The following is a 15,700-nucleotide window of genomic DNA, read 5'->3' on the forward strand; positions in this document are numbered from 1 at the left end:
GGTGGCGCCGCAGTCTGGCGTCCGTCGTTTTTGATCTCGAACCAGCGTCGACAGGGCCCCGTGGGCGGTGAGCCCGCCGGGCAGCCCGCGGTGCCGCGGGGCGGCACCCTGGGGCGGCACCCTGGGGCCAGCCACTTCGCCGAAGTGGCGCCAACAGAGCGCCGTCGACCTCACCACGTCGGCGAACCGGCGTCGGCAGGCCACTTCGGCGGGGCCGGCCGGTGCGCGCGTGGACCGACGGGACCGGCGGCCGGCCGACGCGTCACTCGCCGGGCGTGGTCTCCTGGTTGCCCTCCAGGTCGGCGGACCCGGCCGACGTGGTCGGCTTCTTCGCCTCCTCCGTCGGCGTCGTCGGGGTCTTCGCCCGACCCGGCGCCGGCGCGACGTCCGCCTCCCCGTCGCCCTCCAGCAGCGCGGTCAGCGCCGCCCCGGTGACCCGACGGAACGTCCGACCCACCCGGGCCCGGTCCAGGACCGCCACCTCAAGCTGGTTCGCGGCGATCGTCCGGGCCGCCCCGCCCTCGCCGCCGACACTGCTCAACGCCTTCATCGCGGCGCGGACCGCCTCGGACAGCGACATCTCCGGCCGGTGCTCGTTCTTCAGCACCCCGGCGATCGCCTCGGACTGGCCGCCCATCGCCATCCGACCCGGCTCGTCGTTCACCGAGCCGTCGTACGTCACCCGGTAGAGCGAGTCGTCGTCCGCCGTGGCGCCCACCTCGGCCACGCAGATCTCCACCTCGAACGGCTTCGACTGCTCGGTGAAGATCGCGCCCAGCGTCTGCGCGTACGCGTTCGCCAGCGCCAGGCCGGTCACGTCCCGCCGGTCGTAGCTCAACCCGTTCAGGTCGGCCATCCGCACGCCCGCGCGCCGCAGGTTCTCGAACTCGTTGTAGCGGCCCACGGCGGCGAAGCCGATCCGGTCGTAGATCTCACTCACCTTGTGCAGCGTGCTGGACAGGTTCTCGGCGACGAAGAGCACCCCGCCGGCGTAGCTCAGGACCACCGCGCTGCGGCCCCGGGCGATGCCCTTGCGGGCCAGCTCGGAGCGGTCGCGCATGATCTGCTCGGGCGAGGCGTAGAACTGCATGGCCACGGCGGCGGTTCTCCTTCTTCGGGACTGCTGACTCGGTGGGCGGGTGAACGGCGTCAGCCGCCGGGGTTCTCCATCCGGCCGGACACCACGCCCTCGGCGATCGCCGCCGTCTCGGCGTCGGTCAGCCGGTGGGTGCCCTCGGCGGTCGCGGTCATCACCACCGGGTAGATCCGTCGGGTCAGGTCGGGGCCACCGGTGGCGGTGTCGTCGTCCGCCGCGTCGTAGAGCGCCTCGACGGCCAGCCGCGTCGCGTCGTCCACCGACAGGCCCGCCCGGAACCGCTTCTTCAACGCGGACTTGGCGAACAGCGAACCCGAGCCGATCGCGTCGTAGCCGGTCTCCTCGTACGGGCCGCCGGTGACGTCGAAGCTGAAGATCCGGCCGGCCCGGGCCGGGTCGCTCGCGGCCAGGTCGAAGCCGGCGAACAGCGGGATCACGGCCAGACCCTGCATCGCGGCGCCCAGGTTGCCGCGGATCATCGAGGCCAGCCGGTTGGCCTTGCCGTCGAGCGAGAGCATCGCGCCCTCGATCTTTTCGTAGTGCTCCAGCTCCACCTGGAACAGTCGCATCAGCTCGATGCCGATGCCGGCGGTGCCCGCGATGCCCACCAGCGAGTACGCGTCGGCCGGGTGCACCTTCTCGATGTCGCGCTGGGCGATGAGGTTGCCCATCGTGGCGCGGCGGTCGCCGGCCATCACCACGCCGCCGGCAGCCGAGATGGCCACGATGGTGGTCGCGTGCGGCGCCATGTCGGCGGCCATGCCGGGCGGCAGCGGCCGACGGCCCGGCAGCATCTCGGGGGCCACCCTGCTCAGGAACGTTGTGAAGGAGGACGTCCCCGCGTTGGTGAACACATCTGGAAGACGCCCGGATGGATCAAAACCCGCTGCCACGTGGTTCCTCTCAGGTACGTGATCGCCTCGGCCAGGCTGTCGAGGTTGTCCTTGAACTGGCCGAGACCACCGTTGCAGTTGAAGCAGAGTATCCCGCGCACCCATCCGGTGCGATGATCGTGGTCCAGGTGTTCCGGATCGGGGCGCCGACAGATCGCGCACACGCCGCCCTGCTCGGCCAGGAGCTCCTGGAACTCCTTCTCCCCGACCCCGTAACGACGACGCAGGTGGTACTCCCGACTGCCACCGTAGAGCCGCTGCTTGCTTTCATTGCCCCGTGCGATGTGGCAGGGCTTGCAGTAGCTGTGCCGTCCGCTCGCGTTCGTCGTTCGGGGGAAGTTGTCGACCGGCTTGATCTGCTCGCAGTCGGGGCACCACTTCAGGCCGTCCGTGACCGGCACGGCTGCCTTCCGCTGCGGCGCGATCCCGCGCTTCCGGCGACTCGCCTCCGAGCGGGCGGCCGCACAGGTCTTGCAGTAGAACGCCAGACCGTCTGGGCGCCGCCGGTTACGGTGAAACGCCGACGCCGGCAGCGACCGGCCACGCTGAGGACAAAGCTTGTCCGAGCCCTTCGGCAAATCGGACATACGGCTCATTGACCCCCTTTCTGTACATAGCCCCTCACGAATTCCTCTGCGTTCTCCTCCAGGACGGAGTCGATCTCGTCGAGCAGGTCGTCGACATCCTCGGTGATCTCGGCGTGCCGCTCGGCCACCTCGGGGTTGGCCTGCGCGGTGACCTCCTCGACCTCCTCGTGGGACTTGCCGGACTGGGTCTGCCCGCCCTCTTGGGTCGCCATGGTGGTGCCTCCTCCACGATCGCCTGCGATCAACTTACCTCGCCCAGGCGACGAAAGGCCCGTCGCGCGCCCGGATCCGGCACGCAACGGGCCTTCCGGCATCCGGGTCAGCCGCCGGTGAGCATCTCCAGCAGATCCTTGGCGCTCTCGCACCGGTCGAAGAGCTGCCCGACGTGCGCGCGGGTGCCCCGCTCGGGCTCCATCATCGGCACCCGGACCAGCGACTCCCGGCCCACGTCGAAGATGACCGAATCCCAGCTCGCGGCGACCACCTCGGAGGCGTACCGGTCGAGGCAGCGGCCCCGGAAGTAGGCCCGGGTGTCCTCCGGCGGCTCGGTCATCGCGGTGCGGGTCTGCTCGTCGGTGAGCAGCGTCTTCATCGAGCCGCGCTGCACCAGCCGGTGGTAGAGCCCCTTCTCCGGCCGTACGTCCGAGTATTGAAGGTCGACCAGTTGCAGCTTGTGCGAGCCCCAGCCGAGCTTCTCCCGCTCCCGGTAGCCCTCCAGCAGCCGCAGCTTCGCCACCCAGTCCAGCTCGCCCGCGCACTCGAACGCGTCGCGGCCGAGCCGGTCCAGCACGCTCTCCCAGCGGTCGAGGACGTCGGCGGTCTGCGCGTCCACGTCCTGGCCGTAACGGTCGTCCACGAAGGAACGGACCCGTTCGAGGTATGCCCACTGCACGTCGAGNGGCTGACCGCGCGCAGCTCGCCGACCGGGTCGGCGATGCCCAGGTCGGCGCCGAGCGCCTTCTCCTCGATCATGGCGAGGATCAGCGACGTGGTGCCGACCTTGAGGAACGTGGAGATCTCGGAGAGGTTGGCGTCGCCGATGATGACGTGCAGCCGGCGGTACTTGTCGGCGTCCGCGTGCGGCTCGTCGCGGGTGTTGATGATGGGCCGCTTGAGGGTGGTCTCCAGCCCCACCTCGACCTCGAAGAAGTCGGCACGCTGGGAGATCTGGAAGCCGCTCTGGCCGCCGTCCTGGCCGATGCCGACGCGGCCCGCGCCGCAGACGATCTGCCGGGTGACGAAGAACGGCGTCAGGTACGCCACGATGTCGGCGAACGGCGTCTGCCGGCGCATCAGGTAGTTCTCGTGCGCGCCGTAGCTGGCGCCCTTGTTGTCGGTGTTGTTCTTGTAGAGGTGGATCCGCTGGGTGCCCGGGATGGTGGCGGCCCGCCGCGCGGCCTCGGCCATCACCCGCTCCCCCGCCTTGTCCCACCGCACCACGTCGAGGGGGTTGGTCACCTCGGGGGTGGAGTATTCCGGGTGGGCGTGGTCGACGTAGAGGCGCGCTCCGTTGGTGAGTATGACGTTGGCCAGCCCGAGGTCCTCGTCGGCGAGCGCCTCGGCCGGGTCGTACGCGGCCCCGGAGTAGGTGAATCCGCGGGCGTCGCGCAGGGGCGACTCCTCTTCGTAGTCCCAGCGGGCCCGGCCGCCCCGGTTGAGTTCCGGTCGGGCTCCGTAGGCGTTGACCACCTGCGCGGAGGTGACCATCGGGTTGGCTCCGGCCTGACCCGGCACGGAGATGCCGTACTCGACCTCGGTGCCCATGATCCGTCTGACGCTCATCGACCTGCCGCTCCGCTCGCCGTCCCGGTCCCCGTCACGTCGAGCGTAGTCCGCGTCACGCGCCAAGGGGGCGTGGCGGCGCCGCGCGTACGGTGTGGCGGCCTTCGGTCCGGGCGCGCGGAGGCCCGTGGCGCTGCGCGCCACGGNGCTGGCGGTCTCGATGGACCGGCCGGCCTCGGTGCCCTTGCCGCCGGAGACGAGCGTGCGGATGTAGACGATCCGTTCGCCCTTCTTGCCGGAGATGCGGGCCCAGTCGTCCGGGTTGGTGGTGTTGGGCAGGTCCTCGTTCTCCCGGAACTCGTCGACGCAGGCGTCGAGCAGGTGCTGGAGCCGCAGCCCCTTGCGCCCGGAGGTGAGGAACTCCTTGATGGCCATCTTCTTGCCCCGGTCGACGATGTTCTGGATCATCGCACCGGAGTTGAAGTCCTTGAAGTAGAGGACTTCCTTGTCGCCGTTGGCGTAGGTGACCTCGAGGAAGCGGTTCTCCTCGGTCTCGGAGTACATCCGCAGGACCACCGCGTCGATCATCGCGGCGACGGTGGCCTGTGGGTCGCTGCCGTGTTCGGCCAGGTCATCGGCGTGCAGCGGCAGGCCGGCGAGGATGTACTTGGAGAAGATGTCCTTCGCCGCCTCGGCGTCCGGTCGCTCGATCTTGATCTTCACGTCGAGTCGGCCGGGGCGCAGGATCGCCGGGTCGATCATGTCTTCCCGGTTGGAGGCGCCGATGACGATGACGTTCTCCAGACCCTCCACACCGTCGATCTCGCTGAGCAGCTGCGGCACGATGGTGTTCTCCACGTCGGAGGAGACACCGGAGCCGCGGGTACGGAAGACGGAGTCCATCTCGTCGAAGAACACGATCACCGGGGTGCCTTCGCCGGCCTTCTCCCGGGCCCGCTGGAAGATCAACCGGATGTGCCGCTCGGTCTCGCCGACGTACTTGTTGAGCAGCTCGGGGCCCTTGATGTTGAGGAAGAAGCTGGTGTGACGCTCCTTCCCCTCGCGCTCGGCGATCTTCTTGGCGAGCGAGTTGGCCACCGCCTTGGCGATCAGCGTCTTGCCGCAGCCGGGCGGGCCGTAGAGCAGGATGCCCTTCGGCGGCCGGAGCTGGTGCTCGCGGAACAGGTCGGCGTGCAGGAAGGGCAGCTCCACCGCGTCGCGGATCTGCTCGATCTGCGCCTGGAGGCCGCCGATGTCCTCGTAGTTGACGTCGGGCACCTCCTCCAGGACCAGTTCCTCGACCTCGCTCTTCGGGATCCGCTCGTACGCGTACGCCGAGCGGGGCTCGATCATGAGCGAGTCACCGGCCCTGATCGCGCTGCCGATCAGGGTCTCGGCGAGGTGCACGATGCGTTCCTCGTCGGAGTGGGAGACCACCAGCGCCCGGTCACCCGGAGCGCCGTCGGGACCCGCGAGGATCTCCTTGAGCATCACCACCTCGCCGACCCGCTCGAAGCCGAACGCGTCGACGATGTTGAGCGCGTCGTTGAGCAGGACCTCCTGGCCTCGGCTCAACTCGTCGACCTCCAGCGAGGGCGAGACGGCGACGCGGAGCTTGCGTCCGCCGGTGAACACGTCCACCGTGCCGTCGTCGTGCTTCGCCAGGAAGACGCCGTAGCCGCTGGGCGGCTGTGCGAGGCGGTCGATCTCCTCCTTGAGCGTCACGATCTGCGCGCGAGCCTCTTTGAGGGTGCTCACGAGCCGCTCGTTGTTCTCGGTCAGCCGCGCCAACTGGGCCTGGGTGGCCGCCAGCCGCTCTTCGAGCTGCCGGGCGTGTCGGGGGCCTTCGGTCAACTTGCGCCGCACCAGAGCGAGCTCCTCTTGCAGGAACGCGACCTGCGTGGAGAGATCGTGGGCTTCCTTTTCCCACCGTGCGGCGCGCGAGTCCGCGTCGTCGCTGCGTGCCACGTCCCACCTCCCCGGGGGGCTTGAACGTTCTGAGCTAACACTAGCCGCTGTGAGCCCGATTCGGTCCTCCGCAACGCGCTCGACACCGAAGCTTGATCGCGAAGGGCTGGTCGGCGGGCGGGTACGGGCGTTCGGGTACCGTCGGAGCGTGGGACGGGAGAACATGGGGGGTGCTTCGTGACCGACGTCGCGACGGACCAGTTGCAGGTCTGGGTGGACCAGGATCTCTGCACGGGCGACGGGCTGTGCGTGCAGTACGCACCGGAGGTCTTCGAGTTCGACGTCGACGGCCTGGCGTACGTCAAGGGCCCGGACGGTGAGCTGCGGCAGGCTCCGGGCGCCCGGGTGGATGTGCCGGAGCACCTGCGCCTCGAGGTGATCGACTCCGCGAAGGAGTGCCCGGGTGAGTGCATCCACGTCGTCCGGGGCGGCGACGGCGTCGAGGTGGCCGGCCCGGAGGCCGAGGACTGAACGTGCGGTGGCGCGGGGCCGGGGTCGCCGTCCCCGGCCCTCGCCGTCGTCTCAGAGCATGGGACGGCCGACCACCGAGGCGACCAGCCGGGCGAATTCCTCCAACCGGGTGATCTGCCCGGCGCCGCCATCGTCGAGCGTCTTGCCGAAACGCAGCGCGTCGTGCCGGGGCGTACCGATCGCCTCGTCGCTCGGCGGCGCCTCGTCCAGCGAGCTGAGCAGCAGGTAGACGTCGATGCTGTCGACCCGGACCGATCCGCTGTCGGCGCGGGTGAGCCGACGCCGGCAACCGACCTCGGTGACGGTGGAGACCGGCACCACCCGCAGCGAGGAGGTCATCGCCCCGGGCGGCCCCTCCCCCGGCGGGACGTCCTCGCCGTGCCAGAGCACCAGCCGGCTGCCGTCGCAGACGACGACCTCCTGCCACACCCCGTTGACCTCGTTGACGAAGCGTTCCAGGGTGAAGCCGAGCACGGACGCCCCGCGCAGCACCCCGCCGAGCGCCTCCAGGGCGATGTCGGGGTCACGCAGGTAGGCGCGGGCGGCCGACTCCAGGTCGGTGTAGGGCGACCAGTCGGGAAAGACGGCGGGCAGTTCACCGTTGCCGTATTCGGGCTCGCTCACGCCACCCCCCGCCGGCCCGCGCCGCGCGCCCCGACCCACTCGCTCATGCCCACCGTCTTCACATGTCTCGGTGTCGTCCCCACGGGCACACATGATCCCCCGCGCCCGCTCGTGCGCGCGGCGGGGGTCAGGACCCCGCCGGTTCCTCCGCCGACCGGGCCGCCGCCGCGGCGCGCAGGGCGTCGCGGCGTTGCGCGTACGCCTCGGCGCCCTTGCTGGGCTTGCGTCGGCGCGGCGGGGCGGTGACGCCGGGGGCGAGCTTGCGCGCGGAGACCAGGAAGGCGGTGTGCGCGATCATGCGGTGGTCCGGCCGCACGGCCAGTCCCTCGGCGTGCCAGTCCCGGACCAGGGACTCCCAGGCGCGCGGCTCGGTCCAGCCGCCGCGCTCGCGCAGCGCCTCGACCAGCTCGGACAGCTGCGGGGTGGTGGCCACGTAGCCGATCAGCACGCCACCGGGGACGAGGGCCCGCTCGACCATGTCGAGCATCTCCCACGGGGTCAGCATGTCGAGGATGATCCGGTCGAACCCGGTTTCGGGGCATTCGGCGACGTCGCCGACGTGCAGCCGCCAGGCCGGGTGCGGGCCGTTGAAGAACGCCTCGACGTTGCGTCGGGCGATCTGCGCGAAGTCGTCGCGCACCTCGAAGGAGTGCAGCTCGCCCTCGGTGCCGACGGCCCGCAGCAGGGAGCAGGACAGCGCGCCGGAGCCGGCGCCGGCCTCCAGCACCTTGGCGCCGGGGAAGACGTCGCCCATGGCGACGATCTGCGCCGAGTCCTTCGGGTAGATCACCTGGGCGCCGCGCGGCATGGAGAGCACGTAGTCCGACAGCAGCGGCCGCAGCGCCAGGAAGGCGGTGCCGCCGCCGGCGGTGGTGACGACGCTGCCGTCGGGCAGGCCGATCAGCGTGTCGTGCTGGAGAATCCCCCGGTGGGTGTGGAACTCCTTGCCGGGCTCCAGCGTCACGGTGTGCATCCGGCCCTTGGGGTCGGTGAGCTGGACCCGGTCGCCGGGCCGGAACGGGCCCCGGTGGACGGGCGGCAACGCCGGGACGGTGGAGATGTCTGCGGTCACGTGTTCGTCTTCCGTTTGGGTTCGAGGAGCCGGGCGAGATCCGCGATGTGCAGCACGCCGACCACATCTTCGCCTGCCGTCACGAGGTACTGCGCGTCCGGGTGGGTGCGCACGGTCTCCAGCACCCGCTCGCCGTCCGCGTCGACCGGCAGGGTGGGCAGGGCGGCCAGGCCGCGGGCCACCTCGTCCACCGCGACCCACGGCCGCCGTTGCGGGGGTACGGCGGCGGCGCGGGCCGGGTCGACCAGGGCGACGGTGCGGCCGGCGGAGTCGACCACGCCGATCGCCGCGTCCGGGGTGCCCGTGGCGTCGCGGCGGCGCTGCGCCTCGGCCAGCGGGGTGCCGGTGGGCACCGGCAGCAGCGGCCGGGCCAACCGGGCCAGGTCGACCAGGGGCAGCCGGCGGCCGATGCGGGCCAGCCGGACGGACTGCCCGGCGCCGCGCCACAGCGTCACCGCGACCAGCAGCAGCAGCGGCAGGGCCAGCGGCGCGAGCGCGCGGCGCAGGGTGAGCGCCACCACCAGGGCCAGCGTGAGCAACGCGACGGCCCGGCCGACCCAGCCGGCCACCTCGGTGCCGCGGTGCCGGTCGCGGGTGAGCGCCCAGACCGCGGCGCGCAGCACCCGCCCGCCGTCCAGCGGCAGCCCGGGCAGGCTGTTGAAGATGGCCACCACCACGTTGCTGACCGCGAGCTGGAAGGCGAGCTGGTGGCCGAGCGTGCCGGTGGGCAGCGCCAGGGTGACCGCGACCGCGGCGGCGCCGAGCACGGCGGACACGGCCGGACCGGCCGACGAGATGAGCAGCTCGGCGCGGGGGCTGGGGGCGTCCCGGTCCATCTCGGTGTAGCCGCCGAGCAGTTCGAGGGTGATCCCCCGCACACCGATGCCGTACCGGCGGGCGGTCAGCGCGTGCCCCAACTCGTGCAGCAGCACGGAGCCGAGCAACGACACGACGAAGCCGAGACCGACCAGGTAGCCGCCGAGGGGGCCGAGGTCGAGCTGGCGGCGGGCCAGTGTCGCGTAGAGCACGGTGACCACGACGGTGAGCAGCAGCATCGAGGCGTCGGCCCGCAGCGGCACCCCGAAGACCCGGCCGAGGTTCAGCCCCGGCCGGCGCGGTGGTCGGGTCCGCTGCTGCACCGGCCCGATGCTACGTGAGCCGGTTCTGCGAGCCCCGCAGCGACGGCGCGCGGCGCCGATCATGGTCCGGTGCGTCGGCGGTGGACCTGTCACACGGGTGGCCTAACCTTCCGGGCATGACGGCGGAACCGGTGATCGACGGGCAGGGCGACCAGACGGCGACCGGGGTGCCGGCCACGGTGCGGGCGTCACTGTCGCCGTCGCGGGCGGCCGACTTCAAGACCTGCCCGCTGCTCTACCGGTTCCGCAGCATCGACCGGCTGCCCGAGCGTCCGACGGTCGAGCAGGCCCGGGGCACGTTGGTGCACGCCGTGCTGGAGCGGCTGTTCGACCTGCCGGCGCCGGCCCGCACCCCGGAGTCGGCCGGTGACCTGGTGGCCCCGCAGTGGGACCGGCTGGTCACCGAGGAGCCGGAGCTGGCGACGTTGTTCGCCGAGGGCGACGCGGCCGGGGTGGAGGGGTTCCTCCGTTCGGCGGCGGCGCTGTTGGAGGGCTATTTCGCGGTGGAGGATCCGCGCCGGCTGGAGCCGGCCGAGCGCGAGGCGTTGATCTCCGCGGTGGTTGACGACGAGTTGCTCATCCGGGGCTACCTCGACCGGCTCGACGTGGCCCCCGACGGCGCGCTGCGGGTGGTCGACTACAAGACCGGCGGGGCGCCGCGTGAGGCTTTCGAGGCGCGGGCGCTGTTCCAGCTCAAGTTCTACGCCCTGGTGCTGTGGCGCACCCGGGGTGTGGTGCCGCGGGTNAGGAGTTGCTGCGTTTCGAGCGCACGGTGGTGGCGTTGTGGCGGGCGATCGAGCAGGCCACCGTCCGGCAGGATTTCCGACCCCGGCCGAGCCGGCTCTGCGACTGGTGCAGTCATCAGGCGCTCTGTCCGACCTTCGGCGGCACGCCGCCGCCGTTCCCGGTGGCCGGCGCCGCGCCCGACCCGCTCGTGGACGCCCGCTCCCGCCCGGCGACGCCGGGTGCGGACGACTGACCCTCCTGCGCTCGGGGGCGCACCGGGCCGCGCCGTCGGGTCGCCGGTCGCCCCTGCGGACGGAAGGGCACGGCCCGGCGACGTCCGACCGGATCGGTCCCGGTCTGGTCGCCATGCGACAGCGGGTCGCCCTCTACGGTGAGATCCTGCGGATCGGACCGCGCCGGACCGTGCCGGGACCGGATGGGCTCGGACCGTGCCGGACCGGACCGTGCCGGGCCCGGCCGCCAGGCTGGTCCACCGGGACGCGGCTACCCGGGATGGACGCCCGGTCCGCCCAGACTTTCGGCCCGACCGCCGCCGCGCACGACGAGGGGACCCCATGACCGACGCCGCCGCGTCCCGACCGGTGCGGGTCCTGCTCGCCGACGACCAGCCGCTGCTGCGCACCGGGTTCCGGATGGTGCTCGGCGTCCAGGGTGACCTGGACATCGTGGGCGAGGCCGGCGACGGGGTGGAGGCGGTGGCGCTGTCGCGGCGGCTGCTGCCCGACGTGGTGCTGATGGACGTCCGGATGCCGCGGATGGACGGGGTGGCCGCCACCCGGGCGATCGTGGAGGCGCGGCTGCCGGTGCGGGTGCTGATCCTTACCGCGTTCGAGTCGGACGAGTACGTCGTCGGTGCGTTGCGCGCCGGGGCGAGTGGTTTCCTCACCAAGGACGTGCCGGCCGGGGACCTGGTCACGGCGATCCGAACGGTGGCGGCCGGGGAGGCGGTGGTGTCGCCGCGGGTCCTGCGCCGGCTGCTGGACCGGTTCGCCGACCTCCTGCCGGATCCGGCGGCTGTCCCGCCGCGGGCGCTCGACCCGCTGACCGAACGGGAGCGGGAGGTGCTGACCCATGTGGCGCGGGGACGGTCCAACGCCGAGATCGCCCGGGATCTGTCGGTCAGCGAAACCACCGTGAAGACCCACGTCGGGCATGTGCTGACCAAGCTGCGGCTGCGCGACCGGGTGCAGGCGGTGGTGCTGGCGTACGAGACGGGGTTGGTGCGGCCGGGAGAAACGGGTGGCGGCGCTCACGTACCGTGACCGGTGGTGGCGGTGCGGAGTTGACCTTGACGCGACGTGAGGTTCTACCGTCGGCGCCGCCGGCCGGTCGGGGATCACCCTGAGTCGGCCTGGGGGGCGACCCTCAGCAGAAGTTCGGCACGGATTCCGCCCGGGGTCGGAGGGATCCGCCGCCGGCGGCACCGAGGATGGGAACCGCCGCACCGACCAGCGGGGGCGGTGCGGATCAGCAGCCAGACGGAAGAGGTAGATGACGTGACCGCGACGGTTGGCCGGCAGGCGCAGGCCGCGGCCCGGGCGAACGACGTGTGGAAGGTGTACGGCAGCGGCGAGGCGCAGGTCATCGCGCTGCGGGGGGTGAGCGCCGAGTTCGAACGTGCCCGTTTCACCGCCATCATGGGCCCGTCCGGCTCGGGGAAGTCGACGTTGATGCACTGCCTCGCCGGTCTGGACTCGGTGACCCGGGGCACCGTGATGATCGGCGACACGACGGTGACCGGGCTCAACGACTCGGGCCTGACGAAGCTGCGCCGGGACAAGGTGGGCTTCATCTTCCAGCAGTTCAACCTGCTGCCCACGCTCACCGCTCAGGAGAACATCCTGTTGCCCCTGTCGATCGCCGGGCGCAAGCCCGACCCGGCCTGGTACGACACCGTGATCGACACGGTCGGCCTGCGGGAACGGCTCGGGCACCGCCCGGCGCAGCTCTCCGGCGGCCAGCAGCAGCGGGTGGCGTGCGCCCGGGCGCTGGTGGCCCGCCCCGAGGTGATCTTCGCGGACGAGCCGACCGGCAACCTCGACTCCCGCTCCGGCGCCGAGGTGCTGAACTTCCTGCGCGCCTCGGTACGGGAGCACGGCCAGACGATCGTCATGGTCACCCACGACCCGACCGCGGCCGCGTACGCCGACCGGGTGGTGTTCCTCGCCGACGGGCAGATCGTGTCGGAGCTGATCGAGCCGACCGCGGAGACGGTGCTGGACACGATGAAGAAGCTGGACGCGCCGGTCGAGGTGGGCAACTGATGTTCCGGGCCACGCTGAAGAGCCTGCTGGCGCGCAAGCTGCGCCTGGTGTTGTCCGGTCTGGCGGTGGTGCTCGGCGTCATGTTCGTCTCGGGCGCGTTCGTGCTCACCGACNGAACGTCGCGGCGAAGCCGAAGGTCGCCCTCTCCCAGACCGAGGGTGAGCAGGTGGTTGCCCCGGTGCCGGCGTCGGTGGTGGACCGGGTGAAGGCGGTGCCGGGGGCGACGGACGTGCGCGGTGTGGTCGCCGCCGACGGCGCGCGCCTGATCGGCGGCAACGGCAAGGTGGTCACCTCGTTCGGGCCGCCGCAGCTGGGCGAGAACTGGCTGGGCGAGGGCGACCTGGTGACGCTGCGCGAGGGCCGCGGGCCGCAGGCCGACGACGAGATCGTGGTCAACGCCGCGCTGGCGAAGACTGCCGGCGTCCGGGTCGGTGACCGGGTCGGCGTGCTGACGCTGTCCCCAAAGAAGGAGTTCACCCTGGTCGGTGTGTTCGGCTACAGCGGTGGCCGGGACTCTGTCGGCGGGGTGAACGAGGTCGCCTTCACCACGCCGGTCGCGCAGCGGTTGATGCTCGGCAAGCCGGACGTGTTCTCCAACGTCACCGCGCGGGCCACCGGCGGGACCACCCCGGAGGCGCTGCGTGACGAGGTGGCCCGCGCGCTCGACGGCGGCTACGAGGTCAAGACCGGCGACCAGCTCGCCGACGACGCCTCCGCCGGGTTGAAGGAGGGGCTGTCCTTCTTCAACAAGATCCTGCTCGGCTTCGCCGCGGTGGCGTTGCTGGTCGGCACGTTCCTGATCCTCAACACCTTCTCGATCATCGTGGCGCAGCGCACCCGTGAGCTGGCGCTGATGCGGGCCATCGGCGCCAGCGGCCGGCAGGTCATCGGCTCGGTGGTGCTGGAGGCGATCGCGGTCGGCCTGGTCGCCTCGGTGCTCGGGCTCGCCGCCGGCATCGGGGTGGGCGCGCTGCTGGCGTACCTCTTCGGGAAGCTCGCCGGTGGTCTGACCCTGGCCGGGCTCGGCGTGCCGCCCGCGGCGGTGATCGGCGCGTTCGCGGTGGGTCTGCTGATCACGGTGGTCGCGGCGCTGTTGCCGGCGGTGCGCGCGGCGCGCATCCCGCCGATCGCCGCGATGCAGGACGTGGCCACGCCGGACCGGCCGCTGACGAAGGTGACCGTGGGCGGGGCGGTGGTCACCGGGATCGGGGCGGTGCTGCTCTTCCTCGGCCTGGGCGGGCATGCCGGCGACAGCACCCTGGCGACCATCCTCGGCGGTGTGTTGTTCGCGTTCATCGGGGTGGCGCTGTTGACCCCGGTGATCAGCCGGCCGGTGGTGGCGCTGCTCGGCGCGATCTTCTCCTGGTCGGTGCCGGGGAAGCTGGGCCGGCTCAACTCGGGCCGCAACCCGCGCCGGACGGCGATCACCGCCGCCGCGTTGATGGTGGGCATCGCGCTGGTGACCGGCGTGACCGTCATCCTGGACTCGGCGAAGGGCAGCATCAGCGCCCTCGCCGAGGACACCATCAAGGCCGAGCTGGTGATCTCCGGTAACACGTCCGGACCCCGGCCGGCGAGTTTCGACCCGGCGGTGCTGGAGAAGACCGCCGCGATTCCGGGGGTGCAGCTCGTCGACGGCGAGTACGGCGACATGGCCACCGTCGGCGGCAAGCGCACCTGGGTGGCGGCGTCGAGCAACGTGGCCGCGCTGGAGCGGATCTTCGGGGCGAAGGCCACGGCCGGCGACATCAGCCGGCTGGCCCCCGACCAGATGCTGCTCAGCTCGGACACGGCGAAGGATCGCAACCTGTCGGTCGGCTCGACCGTGCCGGTGCAGCTGTCCCGCGGCGACGCCCGCACATACACGGTCAGCGGCATCTACGAAAGCTCGCAGTTGACCAATCCGGTGATGCTGCCGGTGCAGGCAACGGTCGACTTCGCGAATCCGCAGCCCAGCCAGGGCTTCGTGCAGCTCGCCCCCGGCACCCCGGTCGGCGCGGTGCAGCCGCAGGTCGAGCGGCTGCTGGCGGACAGTCCCGAGGTGTCGGTGGCGGACCGGGCGGCGTTCATCGAGCAGCAGACCAGCCAGCTCGACACCCCGCTGCGGATGATCCAGATCCTGCTGGCGCTGGCGATCGTGATCGCGGTGCTGGGCATCGTCAACACCCTCGCCCTGTCGGTGCTGGAGCGGACCCGGGAGCTGGGTCTGCTGCGGGCGATCGGCCTGCGCCGGGCGCAGACCATGCGCATGATCACCGTCGAGGCGGTGGTGATCTCGGTCTTCGGCGCGCTGCTCGGCGTCGTCGTCGGCACCGGTCTCGGCGCGGCGGTGGTCCGGGCGCTGCGGGACGAGGGCATCACCGACCTGGTGCTGCCCTGGGGGCAGATGGTGACGTTCCTGGTCCTGGCCGCGATCGTCGGCGTGGTCGCCGCGGTGCTGCCGGCGATCCGCGCCGCCCGCATCAACGTGCTCGGCGCCATCGCTCACGACTGAGGTGCACGGAAGGGCACCTTCTTATCACCAGGCGATGAGAAGGTGCCCTTCCTAACGGCTGAGCAGGGCGGTGAGCAGCTCCAGGTCCGCCGCGGTGAGGCTCTGCACCTGGTGCACGCCGTCGGTCGGCGGCAGTGGCACCTCGGCCGGCACGGCCAGCACGGCGGCCCCGGCGGCCAGCGCGCTCGCCACCCCGGTCGGCGAGTCCTCGATCGCCACGCACCGCTCGATCGGCACGCCCAGCAGCTTCGCGGCGGTCAGGTACGGCTCCGGGTGCGGCTTGGCCGCGCCCACCTCGTCGCCGCAGACCACCGCGTCGAAGCTGTCCCGGCCCAACGTGTCCAGAGCGACCTCGACCAGCGGCCGGCCGCTGGAGGTGACCAGCGCGGTGGGGATGCCGGCGGCCCGTACCGCCCGCAGCAGCGCCAGCGCGCCGGGACGCCACTGCAGCCCGGTGCGGAACAGGTCGAGGATCCGCGCGCTGATCCAGTCGGCGCTGGCCTGCGGGTCCCGGTCCGGCTGGCCCAGGTCGTCGTGCACGATCCGCATCGAGTCGGCCATCGCGGTGCCGATGATCTCCCGACGGGCCGCGTCGGAGAGCGTGCCGCCGTAGACGGCGGCCA

The 15,700-nt window shown here is 71.8% G+C and carries 11 protein-coding genes and 4 pseudogenes; 5 read left to right on the forward strand and 10 right to left on the reverse strand.

The genetic code is table 11. The annotated features are described in order from the left end of the window. Nucleotides 1–262: 262 nt before the first annotated feature. The 6 genes and pseudogenes from prcA to arc all read right to left on the reverse strand — a co-directional run. Entirely contained in the window at nucleotides 263–1,096 is an 834-nt protein-coding gene (gene prcA, locus B1205_RS24860; RefSeq protein ID WP_089157815.1) for a proteasome subunit alpha, read from the reverse strand. A 53-nt stretch (nucleotides 1,097–1,149) separates the two neighbouring features. Further along, on the reverse strand, nucleotides 1,150–1,989 hold the full coding sequence (gene prcB, locus B1205_RS24865; protein ID WP_176308782.1) for a proteasome subunit beta: 840 nt from the start codon (nucleotides 1,987–1,989) through the stop codon (nucleotides 1,150–1,152). After that, nucleotides 1,908–2,576, reverse strand: a complete 669-nt coding sequence (locus tag B1205_RS24870; protein WP_176308783.1) for an endonuclease VII domain-containing protein — start codon at nucleotides 2,574–2,576, stop codon at nucleotides 1,908–1,910. The genes prcB and B1205_RS24870 overlap by 82 nt, the downstream gene beginning before the upstream one ends. 5 nt (nucleotides 2,577–2,581) lie before the next feature. After that, on the reverse strand, nucleotides 2,582–2,788 hold the full coding sequence (locus B1205_RS24875; RefSeq protein WP_073836803.1) for a ubiquitin-like protein Pup: 207 nt from the start codon (nucleotides 2,786–2,788) through the stop codon (nucleotides 2,582–2,584). Nucleotides 2,789–2,895: 107 nt separating this feature from the next. Then, nucleotides 2,896–4,358, reverse strand: a pseudogene (gene dop / locus B1205_RS24880) (depupylase/deamidase Dop). A gap of 147 nt (nucleotides 4,359–4,505) precedes the next feature. Then, nucleotides 4,506–6,266: pseudogene (arc, locus tag B1205_RS24885) on the reverse strand (proteasome ATPase); the annotation flags it as partial. 177 nt (nucleotides 6,267–6,443) lie between these two features. Here arc and B1205_RS24890 point away from each other — a divergent pair. Then, the gene (locus B1205_RS24890) at nucleotides 6,444–6,737 is read left to right on the forward strand and encodes a ferredoxin (RefSeq protein WP_089157818.1); all 294 of its coding nucleotides are present in this window, start codon (nucleotides 6,444–6,446) and stop codon (nucleotides 6,735–6,737) included. A 51-nt stretch (nucleotides 6,738–6,788) separates the two neighbouring features. Here B1205_RS24890 and B1205_RS24895 read toward each other — a convergent pair whose 3' ends face one another. The 3 genes from B1205_RS24895 to B1205_RS24905 form a co-directional block, all read right to left on the reverse strand. Then, complete coding sequence (locus tag B1205_RS24895) at nucleotides 6,789–7,361, reverse strand: hypothetical protein (RefSeq protein ID WP_089157819.1); 573 nt, start codon at nucleotides 7,359–7,361, stop codon at nucleotides 6,789–6,791. Nucleotides 7,362–7,488: 127 nt separating this feature from the next. Continuing rightward, nucleotides 7,489–8,433 (reverse strand): tRNA (adenine-N1)-methyltransferase, encoded by a 945-nt coding sequence (locus B1205_RS24900; RefSeq protein ID WP_089157820.1) that lies wholly within the window; start codon nucleotides 8,431–8,433, stop codon nucleotides 7,489–7,491. Then, complete coding sequence (locus tag B1205_RS24905) at nucleotides 8,430–9,488, reverse strand: M50 family metallopeptidase (protein WP_140158140.1); 1,059 nt, start codon at nucleotides 9,486–9,488, stop codon at nucleotides 8,430–8,432. The genes B1205_RS24900 and B1205_RS24905 overlap by 4 nt, the downstream gene beginning before the upstream one ends. A gap of 200 nt (nucleotides 9,489–9,688) precedes the next feature. Here B1205_RS24905 and B1205_RS24910 point away from each other — a divergent pair. The 4 genes and pseudogenes from B1205_RS24910 (at nucleotide 9,689) to B1205_RS24925 (ending at nucleotide 15,077) form a co-directional block, all read left to right on the forward strand. Beyond that, nucleotides 9,689–10,551: pseudogene (locus B1205_RS24910) on the forward strand (RecB family exonuclease). Nucleotides 10,552–10,873: 322 nt separating this feature from the next. Next, nucleotides 10,874–11,581 carry a response regulator gene (locus tag B1205_RS24915; RefSeq protein ID WP_089157821.1) on the forward strand — a complete coding sequence of 236 codons (708 nt, stop codon included), beginning with the start codon at nucleotides 10,874–10,876 and terminating at the stop codon, nucleotides 11,579–11,581. A gap of 234 nt (nucleotides 11,582–11,815) precedes the next feature. After that, nucleotides 11,816–12,583: an ABC transporter ATP-binding protein gene (locus B1205_RS24920; protein WP_089157822.1), complete on the forward strand. Its 768-nt coding sequence runs from the start codon at nucleotides 11,816–11,818 to the stop codon at nucleotides 12,581–12,583. Next, nucleotides 12,583–15,077: pseudogene (locus B1205_RS24925) on the forward strand (ABC transporter permease). The gene B1205_RS24920 and the pseudogene B1205_RS24925 overlap by 1 nt, the downstream one beginning before the upstream one ends. Before the next feature lie 51 nt (nucleotides 15,078–15,128). Here the strand turns inward: B1205_RS24925 and B1205_RS24930 are convergent. Beyond that, the coding region (locus B1205_RS24930; RefSeq protein ID WP_254910181.1) for an HAD family hydrolase at nucleotides 15,129–15,700 on the reverse strand (572 nt) is incomplete at its 5' end.

Origin of the sequence: Micromonospora sp. NBS 11-29 (assembly GCF_002140155.1) — a bacterium.
Taxonomy (GTDB): domain Bacteria; phylum Actinomycetota; class Actinomycetes; order Mycobacteriales; family Micromonosporaceae; genus Micromonospora.